The following is a 13,547-nucleotide window of genomic DNA, read 5'->3' as shown; positions in this document are numbered from 1 at the left end:
CATGGATAGAATCGAACTTGGCAATAAAGTCTGGCAGAATCCCGCTTATTTTATCGCTTTTGGCTTCGGCAGCGGTCTTATGCCCGTCGCTCCGGGAACCTGGGGAACGTTGGCGGCCATTCCCGTTTACCTGCTTATCGCCGCATCGCCATTGGGGTTTTATTTAGGGTTTACCGTCCTCGCTTTTATTCTTGGCGTCTGGGTCAGCGACATCGTCTCGAAAGAATTGGGTGTGGAGGACTTTGGCGGCATTGTCTGGGATGAGGTCGTTGGGTTTTTACTCACCATGATCGCCGTTCCTGTGGGAACTTACTGGATTATTGCCGGTTTTTTGTTATTTCGCCTGTTTGATATTGTAAAACCCTGGCCTATCCGGTTTTTTGATGAACGGGTTAAAGGCGGTTTTGGCGTCATGCTCGATGATGCACTGGCGGCCATTCCAGCCTGGCTGGTGATGCAGGCATTCGTTTGGGTATTTAAAGCATGAATGATAATCACAAAGAATTAATCAGTATTGGTTTGACTATCAGTATTGTGCTGTTGGCGCTTTTTATTATTCACCGCTTTATCCCGTCGATTGTCTGGGCAGCGATTATTGCCATCGCCACTTACCCCCTTTACAAGCGGTGGCGCCATTTTTTTGCTTCCCAGGATACCTGGGCTGCCTTGTTGTTTACCACCCTGTTGGCTTTGCTGTTCATCCTGCCTTTAAGCTGGTTAGTCAGTCTGCTGGTGAAGGAATCGCAATTATTCATCAATTACCTCCAGACACTGAACAAAGACGGCGGAGCCGCGCCGGGCATGCTAAAGCAAATTCCAATCATTGGCAATGAATTGACCACTTACTGGAATGACAACATCGGTAAGCCGGGGAGTGTCCGAAACCTGCTGTCCAACATGCACCTGTCCTTGACTCCCGCGAGTTATTACATCAAACAAATCGGCATCAATCTGGCGCATCGTGGTTTTCAGGTGGGTTTTACCCTGTTGACTTTGTTTTTCTTTTTCCGTGATGGTGACACGCTGTATAAACAGATCAGCCAGATTGGCGAATACTGTCTGGGGGCGCGCTGGTTTCGTTTCTCAGCCCGTCTGCCGTCCGCGCTTAGGGGAACAGTCAACGGGACTATCGTCGTGGGTTTGGGTGTTGGTGTTTTAATGGGCATCTGTTACGAACTGGTTGATTTCCCGGCCCCCACGCTCATTGGATTTGTTACCGCACTTGCGGCGATGATCCCTTTTGTAGCCCCTGTGGTTTTTGTCGTGGTCGCTCTGGTTTTGATTGCCAGCGGCAGCATGGTCAGCGCCATCATTGTGCTGGTTTGGGGCACCCTTGTCATGTTTGTCGCAGACCATTTTGTTAAACCGGTACTCATTGGCGGTGCGATAGAACTTCCCTTTCTGGCGGTTCTCTTTGGCATCCTTGGCGGAGTCGAAACCTTAGGCCTGCTGGGATTGTTTATCGGACCGATGATCATGGTGTTGTTTATTACTCTGTGGCAGGAACCCCAGGCCTTGCACGCGCGTAATGCAGGACCAGAATTAGCGGACAAGCCCTTGTAATTTACACGCCAACCCCCATGTAGGGTGTAGAGAAAGGGGGCGAATGCTTCTGCGTTCAATGGTTTCAAGAGGTAAATATGAATAAAGATTGGCCCACACGCGACCGGGACATGCACATTGCGCAACAAATCATGGAACAATATGCCAATGAGCAGAACAGCGATTCCTTAGGATTGTTTGAGTTGGTCGTTAATCAGGAAGAGAAACGAATGAATTTTCGCTTGTCTGCCTGGGTATTAACCTTAGCTGAACATTTTAAGTCCCTTTATGGCGACACGCAGGGGGATTTTGTGACTCGTCAGGTCATTACACGCTGTTTGACGCAAGGTCAGACTGTGCATTAAGGCTGACAGGATGCTGCCCTGGCATCCTGTCAGTGGGATATTGCCTGATTGGCTGGGCCAGGACCCTGTTAAAAAAAGCTCATGTATTTCTGATAATCACTCTTGAAAGCCTCGCTTGCTGCGTAGTCTGTGATTGCCCGGTTAATTTGGTTTAACAAAACCGAATTGTTGCGGTTAACGGCCACGCCCAAACCAAAACCATAAGCAAACGGTTTACCTAAGGCCGTCAGGGTGCCGGAGGATTGGCTTTGCCAGTAGAGGGCCGTGGGTGCGTCCATTAAAGCCAATTCAATGTCGCCATCATGAAGGGCGACAATCACATCATCCAGATTATCATAGAGGGCAATTTGGGGATTGCTGATAAGACTGGCCAGGACATCCGGGAATACCGTTCCTCCCTCCACGCCAATTTTACGATTCTTGAATAAGGCAATTTCAAAGGGTTCCTTCGCCAGTTCCGTGCGGCCTAGAAAACGTGATTCACTGATGAGGTAGGGGATGGAAAAATTCACTTGGGTCAAGCGCTCGGAAGTGATAATAATGGAGCCCACAGCCGCCTCGGCCTGCCCGCTTTCGACGGCATCCAGTAAGCGGTTAAAGGGCATGGGTTTGTATTGACAGGTTCGATTGATTCGCTGACAAATGTTTTCCATCATGGCAATGTCAAAACCGTACAATTGCGAATTGGCTCCGCGAAGAACAAAAGGCGGAGAAAAATTATCCACGGCGACCACCAAAGGAGGGCCTGCCGAGTGAACAGGCAATGCCAGCAGCAGCAATAAAGCAAGTAGTAATCGGGCCATCATCTGTTTCAACTCCGTTGACTCATCCTGTAGTCAGTATAGCGTTATCTTAAAGGCTGTACCATGTGAAAACGCATGCAAAAATAACGCCGCAACGGGAGGGCGCGGAAAAGGCTTCAGCGATAAAGCGGTTCTGGTAAAAAATCGTGACGCGCTGACTAATCGCATCGCATGACCCGGCATTCATCTTGTCGGAGGCTTGCAATAAATTTCCTGCTTTACAGCTTGATTTTTGACGGGGAGATTTTGTAAATTGTTGTTTGATTTACAATAATCTTTTTTCGCTGACATGCAAAGCGAACTGCAACTGACATCAAGGAATTTATGCTAAAACCAAACCGTGAAGCTTACCTGAATCTTTGCACGCAATTTTATGATTTAAGCCGACCTTCTCCCCCGGAGAAGGCCTATCAATTTTACCGCTCCTATGTGAAAGAAGCGAAAGGGCTTATTCTCGAGCCGATGTGTGGTTCCGGACGCTTTTTACTGCCTCTCATAGAAGAAGGATTCAATGTCCATGGTTTTGATGCCAGCGAACACATGGTGACCGCGTTAAATGCCAAGGCACAGATGAAAAACCTCGAACCGTTTGTGTGGATGGATTTTGTCGAGACCTTGTCGCGCCCGACCCAATACAACCTCATTTTTATTCCCGCGGGTTCCTTTGGATTGATTACACCGATTGATAAAATTGAACGGTCACTCAAAACCCTCTACGAGCATCTCGAAGACAAGGGCATTTTACTGTTTGAAGTCGAAACCTCGTTTTCCCTGCCGCCTTTGGGCATCTGGCGCGGCTCCATTTGGGAAAGACCCGATGGCAACTCAATCATTGCCAGCCAACTGGTCACTCTGAACAATTCCATCTGCCATGCCGTTGGACGTTATGAATTGGTGGAAATGAATTCCATTACCCATACTGAAATCGAAGAATTTAAACTCAGGCTTTATGATAATCCCTCCATTTTGATTGAGATTTTAAGGCAGGTTGGCTTTAAAAAAATTAAACTAATGAAAGCCTACGATCGCAATGAAAAACCGGGTCAAGAGGATGCGTCTATCCTTTTTGAATGTCGAAAATAGCCAGGAGGCAGAGGCGATGGAAAGCGCGCAGGAACGTCAGATGTTTGTGAATTTGCCGGTTAAGGATTTGTCCAGAACCATTCACTTTTTCAAGCAGCTGGGATTTGAATTCAATCCTCAATTCAGTGATGAAAAGGCAACCTGCATGGTGATTGGCAAGCATAATTTTGCCATGCTTCTGACGGAGCCCTTTTTCAAGGGATTTACGCCCCACCACGAGATAGCCGATGCAGCACGGAGCAAGGAAGTCCTGGTGGCGGTGTCCTTAGAGAGCCGTGAAGCGGTAGACACCATGATGAAACAGGCGATCGCCGCTGGCGGTAAAGAGTATCGTCCCAGGCAGGACATGGGATGGATGTACGGTTGTGCCTTTCAGGACATTGATGGCCATGTGTGGGAACCCTTCTACATGGACATGAACGCCATGCCGGACCCCATGAAAAAGCCGGATTGAGCGTGGAGGCCGATCGCGCGCTTTCCTGCGGCATTCCCCAATCGCTGCAGCACAGGACGGCTTTATTTGAACGGCATTTTGCCTCGCTCAATCACCCTCTGCGTGCCGCGGTATGCAAATTGCTGGTCGTTAGCGATTATGCCTGTCATCAGCTGGATACCTTGACGCAGTTATTAAAAACGGACGAGGGCATGAACGCCCTTTCCTGTGAGGACTATCATCGGTTGGCCAATGAATTGCTGACGCAGGCAAGGCCGGCGTCGTTTTCACGGCAGCTTCGCCAGTTCCGCCACCGGCATTTTCTGCGTCTCCTGCTTCGCGAGTACGCCGGTTTTGCGACTACCGCAAACACCATGGCCAGTTGGTCTCATTGTGCTGATGCGCTTATTTTAACCACCCTGCGGTTTTGCCATCAGGACTTGGTGGAACGGTACGGCATGCCCTGCGATGCCGGAGGCAATCCTGTCTGTCTCTATACGATTGCCATGGGTAAATTAGGCGGGCAGGAACTCAATTATTCTTCCGACATCGATTTGATTTTTGCCTACTCCGCGGCCGGCCATACCCAGGGCCCGCAATCAATCAGTAATCAGCAGTACTTCACCAAAATCGTGCAGATGTTCATGCAATTGTTTCAGGAACCCACGCCTGAGGGATTCGTGTTTCGTGTGGATTTGCGTCTGCGGCCCAACGGTGAAAGCGGGGCATTGGTCAGTTCCTTGACGGCGCTTGAAACCTATTATCAGGAGCAGGGACGGGATTGGGAGCGCTATGCCATGGCTAAAGCGCGCGTTATCTGTGCACCGGAAGACGAACCACCAGCCTGGTTTGAGCGGCTGATAGTCCCTTTTGTTTATCGCCGCTATGTGGATTTTTCCGTGATTGAATCCTTGCGCAGCATGAAGGCTTTGATTGAGAGGGAAATTCAATTGAACCCCAGACTGAATGACATTAAACGGGGCCTTGGGGGAATACGCGAAATTGAATTTGTGATTCAGAATATCCAGTTGATTCGCGGCGGACGCCTCCCACCTCTGCGCCAACCCAATGCGCTGAACGCATTGGACGCGTTGCGGCGCTGCAAGTTGTTGCCGCGTACCGGTATTTTACGGGAAGCCTATCTTTTTTTACGCAAACTGGAAAATTGTCTGCAAAGCGAGAATGATCAACAAACCCATGCCTTACCGACTAATCCGGTTAAACAGGATCAAATCGCCCTGGCCATGGAGTATGAAAGTTACGATGAACTGCTGAATCGTCTGCATCAATTCCAACGGATTGTCAGTACCACCTTTCATACTGCCATGGGCAAGGGCGATGCGTATGAAGATCGGGAACGCCTGTTAAGCCATCAGTTGACCAGCCTTTGGCAGGGGCATGTGGAAAGCGCGATGGCGGTGAATCTGTTGTCCAGTTTAGGCTATCGCAATGCAGAACGCTGCTATCAGATGATCCATGCCTTTCGTCATGCGCCGCGATGCCGGCGTCTCAATCAGGCTGCACGCATGCGGCTTGATCGTTTTATGGTGCTGCTTCTGCAGGAATTAACCCAGGTTCCTGATGCCGAGTCGGTTTTATTGCAGGTCATGCACCTTCTCGAAAACATTGTAGGCCGCAGCGCTTACCTTGCGCTGCTGGCTGAAAATCCGCAGGCGTTGAAGGAGTTGCTCCACTGGTTTGCAGAAAGCCCGTTTATTACTTCCCTGCTGGTGAATTATCCTTTCTTAATGGAAGTGCTGTTGGATAAAGAACGCAATTGGCGTGCGCCCAGCCGCAATCAATTGGCTCAGCAACTTCAAAATCAATTAAGCCACGTCAGTGAAATTGACCTTCAGGAGGATGTTTTACGTCAATTTAAATTAACACAATGGCTGTTGGCAGCCCGTGCGGAAATGGATGGTCGCATGGATGGGGTTAAGGCCGGCCGCTTTTTAGCCGATGTGGCGGAAGTGATTGTGATCCAGGTGATTAATCACGCCTGTCGCGAGTTGAGCCTTCGTTACCCTGAAATGGCCGGGATCACCCATCGATTTGATGTAATTGCCTACGGTAAACTGGGCAGCATGGAAATGAATTACAATTCCGATCTCGACTTGGTTTTTGTTCATGATGTTCCCTTTGAACAGGAGGGACTGGTTAATCGCCTGTCGCAAAAAATCATCCACATGTTAACGACGCGGTCACAGTTCGGTATTCTTTATGCCGTGGATACCCGTCTGAGACCTTCGGGTTCTGCCGGTTTGCTGGTAAGTCCTTTGACAGCTTTTCTGGAGTATCAACGCAGACAGGCCTGGACTTGGGAACATCAGGCGCTGGTTCGATGCCGCCTGCTCTATGGTAACAGAAAAAGCCGCCACGCGTTTCTGCAATTGAAAAAAGACATCCTGTTATTGCCGCGTGAATGGCAGAAAACAGCAGAGGAAGTGCAGACCATGCGCGAAAAGATGAGCCGCAATCTGGCGAAAGTGGAAGGAAGGGACATTAAACACGCCCGGGGCGGGCTTATTGATTTGGAGTTTCTGGTGCAATTTTTAGTGTTATGCAGCACCGAATGTTCCTTAGCCCGCTACACCAACACCTTGCAGCTTCTTCAGCAACTGGCCATTGCTAAAAAAATAACCCCTAGTCGATTTAACCGGCTGAAAGAGGCGTACAAAACCTACCACAAATGGTTGCACCATCAAATGCTGGGATTGCACGCTGACCATAAAGGCTTGTCAGGCCATCAGCGTCACGTCCGGGACATCAGCGCTGCGATTTATCGATTGAGCCGGGATTAACTCCTTGATTTTACAAACAGGATTTAATACTGGCGCACCATGACGCAGTTTTCAGGGTGATTTATAGAAGTTTTTTGAACAAATAGTTTATAATATGCCTCTTGTGTTGGTATAAAGAGCGAATATTATGAGCGTTTCATCCCACATTTCTGATTTATTAAGTCTCGATAAAGCCAGTCGCTGTGAACAGCTTTTGTCAACAGTGACGCAGTTACATTCAGACGAATTAATGGATTGTTTCTCGTTTTTTATGGGCAATGATCCAATAAGGAAATCCGATTTAACCCCTTATCAGGCGACCAAACCGTTTGTGTTGGTTGGCACGTCCATTTTTGGGGCGATTGCCATTGCCTGCCATTTGGGCGAACAGTTGAGTGCGCCTCCACAAGTCGTTATTGTTGACTTAAGTCATCAGGTGGTTAAAAGCTGGGATTTGATTAAATCCTATTTTATGACCAGCGCAGAAACCAACCCTGAACTGGCGGTGAAAGGGTTTTGGGACCTGTTACAGACGAATCGACCCAATGAGTTTTCCATGGATGGCGATTCAGACGATTTACGTGCTTTCTTGCTGGGGCTGATTGAGCAATACGGGCTTGTGCGTTTTAAGCAACTCGTCATTGAAGCGGTGATTCTTAAACAAAGTTGGGGGCATGAAGCAACGTTTCAGCAGATACGGGACGTTTATAAGGATATGGATATTGTGGCTTACCCTTCCAATATTATTCATTGCATCCACGATTTAAAAACCCAAAAAGACGTGGCTCGCTGCGTTAACCTGTTACAGCCCGTGCTGTCCATTCAGACGAATTTACAGCAGGGCGAACCCACACAACTGCACTTAATGAAGGACAATTCCGTCAGAAGCATTATGAGAACGTTAGGTCCCGGCCCTTTTCTTAAAGACATCGATCAACTTGCCTTTGAAGGCGAATTTTTAGCGCCCAGTCTAAGCGCGTCTGCCATGGTAATAAAACCCGGCAGCGTCCCTGGGATGTGGTTCGCTCAATCGTTGAAAAAGGAAGAAGGTGTGAAAGCCGAAACCGGTTATGCCTCAGTGATGACAAGTTTTCTACACTAAAGACCAGGGAGCGATGGCTCCCTGTTACAGGACAATTGCAGTCTCGGGATTAATCAATACTCTGCATACAAATCATAATCATCACTGTCAACAATGGTGACGTCGACAAGGTTTCCGGTTTTCATGGATTCATCAAAGGGCAGGTAAACAAGGCCGTCAATTTCAGGTGCGTCGCTTTTGCTGCGGGCGATGATTTGATCGTCTTCGATGCTGTCGATAAGGACGGTCTGGCGAGTGCCAATTTTGGCGGCCAGTTTTTCACGGCTGATTTCAGCCTGAACCTGCATGAAGCGGTGATAACGTTCTTCTTTAATCTCATCGGGTATCGGCTGAGGCAACTGATTGGCTGCTGCGCCTTCAACGGGAGAGTACTGGAAACAGCCTACGCGATCCAGCTGCGCCTCTTTAAGAAAATCAAGCAGCTCCTCGAACTCTTCCTCTGTTTCACCCGGGAAACCAACAATGAAGGTGGATCGCAACGTAATGTCCGGGCAAATTTCCCGCCATTTTTTAATGCGGGCCAAGGTGTTTTCACTGCTGGCCGGGCGTTTCATGGCTTTTAAAACCCGCGTGCTGGCGTGCTGCAAGGGGATATCGAGGTAAGGGAGAATCAGCCCGTCACGCATCAGGGGAATGATGTCATCGACGTGGGGGTAAGGGTAAACATAATGCAGGCGAACCCACAACCCCAGCTCACCCAATTGCTGGCACAGATCATAAAAACGGGTCTGCACCGTTTGGCCCTGCCATTCGATTTCCTGGTAACGGGTATCGACGCCATAAGCGCTGGTGTCCTGAGAAATCACCAGCAATTCCTGAACGCCGGCGTCTTTGAGGCGTTTGGCTTCGGATAAAACCTGAGCCAGGGGGTAGCTTTGCAATTTGCCGCGCATGGTCGGGATGATGCAGAAGGTGCATTTCTGATTGCAGCCTTCTGAAATTTTTAAATAGGCGTAATGACGTGGGGTTAATTTAATGCCTTGCGGAGGCACCAATTGGGTAAAAGGATCCGCGGGCGGCGGCAAGTGACGATGGACAGCACGCACCACGTCTTCATAAGCATGCGCGCCGCTGATGTGAAGCACATCGGGGCAGGCTTCACGAATTAAATCCGCTTTGGCGCCCAGACAGCCCGTAACAATCACCCGGCCATTTTCAGCCATGGCTTCTTTAATGGTATCCAGCGATTCCGTCACGGCGGCATCGATAAAACCGCAGGTATTGACGACCACAACACCCGCGTCTTCGTAAGTGGAAACCAGATCATAGCCCTGGGCCCGTAGCTGGGTGATGATACGCTCAGAGTCCACTAAGGCTTTTGGACAACCCAGACTGACAAAACCCACGCGATGATTCATGCTTATTCCTCAATACTGTAGCGGCGGGTTGCCTTTTCCCAAGGCAACCTGATAGGCAATTGGCTAACTGTAAAAAAAGTGGGCTAATTATACGCTTGTAGAGGGTAATTTGTCTAATTCTAAATGCTAATTCGTGCCTGTCGTGATCTGTTGCAATTGCTGTAAAAAACGTTGCGGTGATTGTTCGCCGACCAATTGCAGGTTCGTTAATTCTTTTCCATGAGGGTTGAAAAAGACAAAGGTAGGCGGCGCCACCACACCAAATTTTTTCATCAGCAATTGATCCGCCTGGTTGTTGGCGGTTACATCAGCTTTTAAAATAATGAATTGTTTGAGTTTACTGGTGACCGCCGGATCCTTGAACGTGGTGTTTTCCATGATTTTGCAGGAGGCACACCAATCCGCATAGAAATCGATCATGACCGGTTTGCCCTGTGCCTTGCTCACCGCCAACTCGACGTCATTGATGTTTTTGACCAGGGTGACGGGGGCGGCGGCATGACTGGCTGTCGTCATGTGAAAGCGTGCCAGGGGTTGCAGGGGGTTGGTTTCACCCATGCTGGCGCCGATTAAAATCAGTAGGCCGTAAACCAAAAGGAGGATACCCAGCGCTTTATGAAATTGTGCGGTTTTGGTTTCAGCCGGAAGAAAGGCACCGATGAAGACGCCGCAGAATACCAGCAGAGCCGCCCAAAGGCTCATGCTGACGGCAGCCGGGATAATGCGGCTTACGAGATAAATAGCGACAGCAAGCAGCATGACGCCAAAAAAGGATTTAACGGCATTCATCCAGCTGCCGGCTTTGGGAAGCCACTTTCCCGCTGAGGTGCCGATAACCAGTAACGGGGTGCCCATGCCAAGGCCTAAGAAAAACAAGGCCAGACTGCCTAAGGTGACATTGCCGGTGTGGGCGATGTAACCCAGGGCGCCAATCAGAGGGGCCGTGACGCAGGGTGAAAGGATGAGGGTGGACAGGCAGCCCATGATGGCCGCGCCCAGGTAATGGCCGCTGCTCTGATTGCGGCTGACCTTAGCCAGGGCCGCCTGCCAGCTTACCGGGAGTTTTAATTCAAAAAAACCAAACATGGAGAGGGCTAAAAGCACAAACACCAGGCTGAACAGAATAATAATGGGCGGTGCCTGCATGGCAATCTGCAAGTTGCTGCCTAAAACAGCCACAACGGCGCCCACGGCGGCATAGGTTACCGCCATGCTTAAGACATAACTTAAGGACAACAGAAAGGCTTTGCGCGTGGTCATGGAGCCGCTGTGGCCGACAATGATCCCTGAAAGAACCGGCACCATGGGTAATACGCAGGGGGTAAACGAAAGCAATAAGCCAAAGCTGAAGAAACTTAAGATGATCATGGTCCAATGGGCATTGTCAAACAATCCCTGCGTCTCATCGGGCTTCAGAGGGGCCGGCTCTGCCGTTGTAACGTCCGATTCCAGGGTGGTACCCACGAGCGCCAGCTGTGGATCAATGGTTAATTTGATTGCCTGTGTTTCCGGCGGATAACAGAACCCGTCATCGGCACAGCCCTGGTAATGGAGGGTCAGCAGCGATTCACCTGCTTCCTTGCCGAGAATAGCGATGGGCAGGGTGATTGTGTCGCGGTAAACGCGGTAGGTGCGGCCCTGTTTGTCGGTTTTGCTCAAGGCCTCTGGAAAACGCAGGGTCCCGATATGAACATTGCTGTCCGGGCTTTCGTCGAGTTTGATGCGATCGGCGTAGAGAAAATAACCGGGTTCTATCTGCCAGGTGACGGCAAATGTATTGGGGTCGACGGTTTTTACGGAAACCTTAAACACCTCCGCAGCCGGGGGAGGGGCGGCGTGGCCGTTTAAAAAGGCCAAGGCCAGAGCCAGAGCCACAAACAAAGCCCACTTCTTCATGCAATACCTGTTAATTACTCTCTATAGTTGCATTGTAGAACCAGGCTTGAGAAAACCAAAATTTTTTTTTAAAAACCCCTTGAAACTAAATTTACCGTCCCCATATGCCTGACATCGGTATTCATTGTCAGGCATTGAATGCCCGAATCAGAGAATTCTGACTATTGATAGTGATGAATAAATAACCAGGAGAAAACAAGTATGAAAATTCGTCCGTTACACGATCGCGTTGTTGTCCGTCGTATGGAAGAAGAAAAAACATCAGCCGGCGGGATTTTAATTCCAGACAGCGCCACTGAAAAACCCATGCGCGGTGAAGTCATTGCCGTCGGTGCTGGAAAAGTGTTAGACAACGGTGATGTTCGTGCCCTGGCTGTTAAAGTCGGCGATACGGTTTTGTTTGGTAAATATTCTGGTACTGAAGTGAAAGTAGCGGGTCAGGAATTGGTTGTGATGCGTGAAGACGACATCATGGGTGTGATTGAGAAGTAATCTAACGAATCGAAGGAGATAGTAAGAATGGCTAAAGAATTACGTTTTGGCGACAGTGCTCGCCAGGAAATGCTCGCTGGTGTCAATGCTCTGGCAGACGCCGTACAAGTCACGATGGGTCCTCGCGGCCGTAATGTGGTCCTTGAAAAATCATTTGGTGCTCCCACTGTCACGAAAGACGGTGTTTCCGTTGCCAAAGAAATCGAACTGGAATCCCGTTTCAGAAACATGGGTGCACAGATGGTTAAAGAAGTGGCTTCCAAAACTTCCGATACCGCAGGGGATGGTACAACGACAGCGACTGTGCTGGCTCGTGCTATTCTGGTGGAAGGCCACAAAGCCGTTGCTGCCGGCATGAACCCCATGGATTTAAAGCGCGGTATCGACAAAGCGGTCATTGCGATCACTAAAGAACTGCAATCCATGTCCAAGCCCTGCAAAGACGGTAAAGCCATTGCTCAGGTTGGTACTATTTCTGCCAACTCTGATGAAGCAATCGGTTCCATCATTGCTGAAGCCATGGAAAAAGTGGGTAAAGAAGGTGTTATCACTGTCGAAGACGGTAACAGCCTGGAGAACGAACTGTCTGTGGTTGAAGGGATGCAGTTTGACCGCGGTTACATTTCTCCTTACTTCATCAACAACCAGCAAAACATGAGTGCTGAGCTTGAGCACCCATTCATCCTCCTGGTTGACAAGAAAATTTCAAGCATTCGCGACATGCTGTCTGTTCTGGAAGGCGTTGCCAAATCCGGCCGTCCTTTACTGATCATTGCAGAAGACGTTGAAGGCGAAGCCCTGGCTACTCTGGTTGTCAACAACATGCGCGGCATTGTCAAAGTCTGTGCGGTTAAAGCCCCTGGTTTTGGCGATCGACGTAAAGCCATGCTTCAGGATATTGCTATTCTGACCAATGGTCAGGTCATTTCTGAAGAAGTGGGCAAGAACCTTGAAGGCGCTTCTTTAGACGATCTGGGTACTGCGAAACGCGTTGTAGTGACTAAAGAAACCACAACGATCATTGATGGCGAAGGCAAAGAAAAAGACATCAACGAACGCATTGCTCAAATCCGTGCGCAAATGGAAGAGACAACCTCTGACTACGATCGTGAAAAACTGCAAGAGCGCGTAGCCAAACTGGCTGGCGGTGTTGCTGTGATCAAAGTCGGTGCTGCAACTGAAGTTGAAATGAAAGAGAAGAAAGCCCGCGTTGAAGATGCTCTGCATGCAACCCGTGCGGCTGTTGAAGAAGGTATCGTTGCCGGTGGTGGTGTTGCCTTAATCCGTGCTCAAAAAGCCCTGGATAATCTCAAAGGCGATAATGCGGATCAGGAAATGGGTATCAACATCCTGCGTCGCGCCATCGAATCACCTCTGCGACAAATTGTTGCCAACGCAGGTTACGAGTCTTCTGTTATCGTCAACAAAGTAGCAGAAAACAAAGGCAACTTTGGTTTCAACGCAGCCACTGGCCAATACGGCGACATGGTTGAAATGGGTATTCTTGATCCAACCAAAGTAACCCGTACAGCACTGCAAAATGCATCGTCTGTTGCGAGCCTGATGCTCACGACCGAGTGCATGGTGGCTGAACTGCCTAAGAAAGAAGAAAGCGCTGGTGCCGGCGACATGGGCGGCATGGGCGGTATGGGCGGCATGGGCATGATGTAATCTGCTCCTGTTCCCGTAAAAA

12 protein-coding genes are annotated in these 13,547 nt (G+C 49.5%); 9 read left to right on the top strand and 3 right to left on the bottom strand.

The genetic code is table 11. The features are described 5' to 3' along the window. The first annotated feature begins 1 nt into the window (after position 1). The 3 genes from DYE45_RS10640 to DYE45_RS10630 all read left to right on the top strand — a co-directional run bounded on the left by DYE45_RS10640 (position 2) and on the right by DYE45_RS10630 (position 1,907). Positions 2–487 carry a phosphatidylglycerophosphatase A family protein gene (locus DYE45_RS10640; RefSeq protein ID WP_108290433.1) on the top strand — a complete coding sequence of 162 codons (486 nt, stop codon included), beginning with the start codon at positions 2–4 and terminating at the stop codon, positions 485–487. Continuing rightward, the gene (locus tag DYE45_RS10635) at positions 484–1,563 is read left to right on the top strand and encodes an AI-2E family transporter (protein ID WP_108290431.1); all 1,080 of its coding nucleotides are present in this window, start codon (positions 484–486) and stop codon (positions 1,561–1,563) included. Before DYE45_RS10640 ends, DYE45_RS10635 begins: the two co-directional genes overlap by 4 nt. A gap of 77 nt (positions 1,564–1,640) precedes the next feature. Next, positions 1,641–1,907: a hypothetical protein gene (locus DYE45_RS10630; RefSeq protein ID WP_108290429.1), complete on the top strand. Its 267-nt coding sequence runs from the start codon at positions 1,641–1,643 to the stop codon at positions 1,905–1,907. A 68-nt stretch (positions 1,908–1,975) separates the two neighbouring features. On the opposite strand, the gene DYE45_RS10625 is transcribed toward DYE45_RS10630, so the two are convergent. Beyond that, complete coding sequence (locus tag DYE45_RS10625; protein WP_108290427.1) at positions 1,976–2,713, bottom strand: transporter substrate-binding domain-containing protein; 738 nt, start codon at positions 2,711–2,713, stop codon at positions 1,976–1,978. 321 nt (positions 2,714–3,034) lie between these two features. Here DYE45_RS10625 and DYE45_RS10620 point away from each other — a divergent pair, with 321 nt between their 5' ends. From DYE45_RS10620 to DYE45_RS10605, 4 genes are all read left to right on the top strand, one after another. Beyond that, entirely contained in the window at positions 3,035–3,793 is a 759-nt protein-coding gene (locus tag DYE45_RS10620; RefSeq protein ID WP_108290425.1) for a class I SAM-dependent methyltransferase, read from the top strand. Beyond that, positions 3,762–4,247 (top strand): VOC family protein, encoded by a 486-nt coding sequence (locus DYE45_RS10615; protein ID WP_218563732.1) that lies wholly within the window; start codon positions 3,762–3,764, stop codon positions 4,245–4,247. Before DYE45_RS10620 ends, DYE45_RS10615 begins: the two co-directional genes overlap by 32 nt. 2 nt (positions 4,248–4,249) lie before the next feature. After that, positions 4,250–7,027, top strand: a complete 2,778-nt coding sequence (gene glnE / locus DYE45_RS10610) for a bifunctional [glutamate--ammonia ligase]-adenylyl-L-tyrosine phosphorylase/[glutamate--ammonia-ligase] adenylyltransferase (RefSeq protein WP_108290747.1) — start codon at positions 4,250–4,252, stop codon at positions 7,025–7,027. A 127-nt stretch (positions 7,028–7,154) separates the two neighbouring features. Beyond that, the gene (locus tag DYE45_RS10605) at positions 7,155–8,108 is read left to right on the top strand and encodes a hypothetical protein (RefSeq protein WP_108290421.1); all 954 of its coding nucleotides are present in this window, start codon (positions 7,155–7,157) and stop codon (positions 8,106–8,108) included. 53 nt (positions 8,109–8,161) lie between these two features. On the opposite strand, the gene rimO is transcribed toward DYE45_RS10605, so the two are convergent. Both rimO and dsbD read right to left on the bottom strand, forming a co-directional pair. Then, positions 8,162–9,466: a 30S ribosomal protein S12 methylthiotransferase RimO gene (gene rimO, locus DYE45_RS10600; protein ID WP_108290419.1), complete on the bottom strand. Its 1,305-nt coding sequence runs from the start codon at positions 9,464–9,466 to the stop codon at positions 8,162–8,164. Between the two features lie 126 nt (positions 9,467–9,592). Further along, positions 9,593–11,362 (bottom strand): protein-disulfide reductase DsbD, encoded by a 1,770-nt coding sequence (dsbD, locus tag DYE45_RS10595; RefSeq protein WP_115300890.1) that lies wholly within the window; start codon positions 11,360–11,362, stop codon positions 9,593–9,595. A gap of 201 nt (positions 11,363–11,563) precedes the next feature. On the opposite strand from dsbD, the gene groES reads away from it, so the two are divergent. Together groES and groL are read left to right on the top strand one after the other, a co-directional pair. After that, entirely contained in the window at positions 11,564–11,854 is a 291-nt protein-coding gene (gene groES, locus DYE45_RS10590) for a co-chaperone GroES (RefSeq protein ID WP_058525296.1), read from the top strand. Positions 11,855–11,881: 27 nt separating this feature from the next. Further along, positions 11,882–13,525 carry a chaperonin GroEL gene (gene groL / locus DYE45_RS10585; RefSeq protein ID WP_108290415.1) on the top strand — a complete coding sequence of 548 codons (1,644 nt, stop codon included), beginning with the start codon at positions 11,882–11,884 and terminating at the stop codon, positions 13,523–13,525. Positions 13,526–13,547 lie beyond the last annotated feature (22 nt).

The organism is Legionella taurinensis (genome assembly GCF_900452865.1).
Taxonomy (GTDB): domain Bacteria; phylum Pseudomonadota; class Gammaproteobacteria; order Legionellales; family Legionellaceae; genus Legionella_C; species Legionella_C taurinensis.
This window is presented reverse-complemented; position numbering and strand designations above follow the sequence as displayed.

Excerpts from the sequence above, each read along its gene's own strand:
- DYE45_RS10640 (WP_108290433.1), top strand. The coding sequence starts at position 2 with ATGGATAGAATCGAACTTGGCAATAAAGTCTGGCAGAATCCCGCTTAT.
- DYE45_RS10635 (WP_108290431.1), top strand. The coding sequence starts at position 484 with ATGAATGATAATCACAAAGAATTAATCAGTATTGGTTTGACTATCAGT.
- DYE45_RS10630 (WP_108290429.1), top strand. The coding sequence starts at position 1,641 with ATGAATAAAGATTGGCCCACACGCGACCGGGACATGCACATTGCGCAA.
- DYE45_RS10625 (WP_108290427.1), bottom strand. The coding sequence starts at position 2,713 with ATGATGGCCCGATTACTACTTGCTTTATTGCTGCTGCTGGCATTGCCT.
- DYE45_RS10620 (WP_108290425.1), top strand. The coding sequence starts at position 3,035 with ATGCTAAAACCAAACCGTGAAGCTTACCTGAATCTTTGCACGCAATTT.
- DYE45_RS10615 (WP_218563732.1), top strand. The coding sequence starts at position 3,762 with ATGCGTCTATCCTTTTTGAATGTCGAAAATAGCCAGGAGGCAGAGGCG.
- DYE45_RS10605 (WP_108290421.1), top strand. The coding sequence starts at position 7,155 with ATGAGCGTTTCATCCCACATTTCTGATTTATTAAGTCTCGATAAAGCC.
- rimO (WP_108290419.1), bottom strand. The coding sequence starts at position 9,466 with ATGAATCATCGCGTGGGTTTTGTCAGTCTGGGTTGTCCAAAAGCCTTA.
- dsbD (WP_115300890.1), bottom strand. The coding sequence starts at position 11,362 with ATGAAGAAGTGGGCTTTGTTTGTGGCTCTGGCTCTGGCCTTGGCCTTT.
- groES (WP_058525296.1), top strand. The coding sequence starts at position 11,564 with ATGAAAATTCGTCCGTTACACGATCGCGTTGTTGTCCGTCGTATGGAA.
- groL (WP_108290415.1), top strand. The coding sequence starts at position 11,882 with ATGGCTAAAGAATTACGTTTTGGCGACAGTGCTCGCCAGGAAATGCTC.